The sequence below is a fragment of the Pseudomonas sp. Sample_10 genome (genome assembly GCF_004321495.1).
In the GTDB taxonomy this organism is placed as follows: Bacteria; Pseudomonadota; Gammaproteobacteria; order Pseudomonadales; family Pseudomonadaceae; genus Aquipseudomonas.
Window position 1 is genome coordinate 1 of the sequence record NZ_RCOE01000113.1, and the last position, 1,506, is coordinate 1,506.

The window sequence follows — 1,506 nt, forward strand, 5'->3', positions numbered from 1 at the left end:
CCGGCGCCGAGGTTCATGTGGCCGACTTCGGAGTTGCCCATCTGGCCATCCGGCAAGCCGACGTCCATGCCGCTGCCCGAGATCAGGCCGTTCGGTACGGTGGCCCACAAGCGGTCCAGCACAGGCTTTTTCGCGGCAAAGATCGCGTTGGATTCAGGGTTGTCGCTGTGACCGAAGCCGTCGAGAATCATCAGGACCAAAGGTTTAGGCGTGGTAGTCATGGAATCCACTCGTGGCTGAGGTAAAAGGGGATGATGGAAAAAGGGAGTCGCAGTTTAAAGCGAAGTTCCTGCCGCGTCACCGCCAGACGGGGTTTGGCCCACCATAGTGGCTGTGTATACTGGCCGACATTTTAACGCCCTGGAACCTCCTTCGATGGTTGCTCACCTGATTGAATTTGCCACTAACCACTACATTCTCGTCGGTATCTTCGTCGTACTGCTGGCCGCGCTGATCGCTTATCAGATGCAGGGCGGCGGCCGTAGCCTGAGCACCGGTGAACTGACCGGCCTGGTCAACAAAGACGCGGGCGTGGTGATCGACATTCGTCCGGCGAAGGATTTTGCCGCCGGTCACATTGTTGGTGCGTTGAACATTCCGCACGACAAACTGACTGCTCGCGTTGGCGAGCTGGAAAAGCACAAGGCCAAGACCATCATTCTGGTCGACGCCATGGGCCAGACTGCGGGCACCCACGCTCGCGAGCTGATGAAAGCCGGTTTCACCGCCGCCAAGCTGTCCGGTGGCGTTTCCAGCTGGAAAGCCGACAATCTGCCGCTGGTGAAGTGATATGAGCAACGTCGTCGTCTACTCCAGCGATTACTGCCCTTATTGCTCCCGAGCCAAGTACCTGCTCGAGAACAAAGGCGTGGCCTTCGAAGAGATCAAGGTCGATGGCAAGCCGCAGGTGCGTGCTGCAATGGCTCAGAAGGCCGGACGTACCTCCGTGCCGCAGATCTGGATCGGCAGCACCCACGTCGGCGGTTGTGACGATTTGTTTGCCCTGGAGCGCGCCGGCAAGCTCGACGCACTGCTCAAGGCCTGAGTTCCATACCTTATAAAAGCCCAAGATCAGAAAGGATCTGAGATGACTGACCAACAGAACACTGCAGCCAGCGAAGAAGAAAACGCACCGCAATTCTCCTTGCAGCGCATCTACGTACGTGACTTGTCCTTCGAAGCCCCGAAAAGCCCGGCGATTTTCCGCCAGCAGTGGGAGCCGAGTGTCGGTCTGGATCTGAACACCCGTCAAAAGGCTCTGGAGAGCGACTTTCACGAAGTCGTACTGACCTTGTCGGTAACCGTGAAGAACGGTGACGAAGTGGCGTTCATCGCCGAAGTGCAACAGGCCGGTATCTTCCTGATCAAGAACCTGGACGACGCTTCGATGAGCCACACCCTGGGTGCGTTCTGCCCGAACATCCTGTTCCCGTACGCTCGCGAAACCCTGGACAGCCTGGTGACCCGCGGTTCGTTCCCGGCCCTGATGCTGGCCCCGGTGAACTT

At 58.2% G+C, this 1,506-nt stretch carries 3 protein-coding genes and 1 pseudogene; 3 read left to right on the plus strand and 1 reads right to left on the minus strand.

All coding sequences use genetic code 11. The features are described from left to right. Positions 1-221: pseudogene (locus D8U18_RS10625) on the minus strand (2,3-bisphosphoglycerate-independent phosphoglycerate mutase); the annotation flags it as partial. Positions 222-375: 154 nt separating this feature from the next. Here D8U18_RS10625 and D8U18_RS10630 point away from each other — a divergent pair. From D8U18_RS10630 to secB, 3 genes are all read left to right on the plus strand, one after another. Further along, positions 376-789, plus strand: coding sequence for a rhodanese-like domain-containing protein (locus D8U18_RS10630; RefSeq protein WP_056852206.1), 414 nt, complete (start codon positions 376-378; stop codon positions 787-789). Position 790: 1 nt separating this feature from the next. Continuing rightward, positions 791-1,045 (plus strand): glutaredoxin 3, encoded by a 255-nt coding sequence (grxC, locus tag D8U18_RS10635; protein WP_008058538.1) that lies wholly within the window; start codon positions 791-793, stop codon positions 1,043-1,045. Between the two features lie 42 nt (positions 1,046-1,087). Further along, on the plus strand, positions 1,088-1,506 hold a 419-nt coding region (secB, locus tag D8U18_RS10640), incomplete at its 3' end, for a protein-export chaperone SecB (protein ID WP_131107597.1).

Bases quoted from the DNA above. Each gene is read 5' to 3' on its own strand.
- D8U18_RS10630 (WP_056852206.1), top strand. From the start codon at position 376: ATGGTTGCTCACCTGATTGAATTTGCCACTAACCACTACATTCTCGTC.
- grxC (WP_008058538.1), top strand. From the start codon at position 791: ATGAGCAACGTCGTCGTCTACTCCAGCGATTACTGCCCTTATTGCTCC.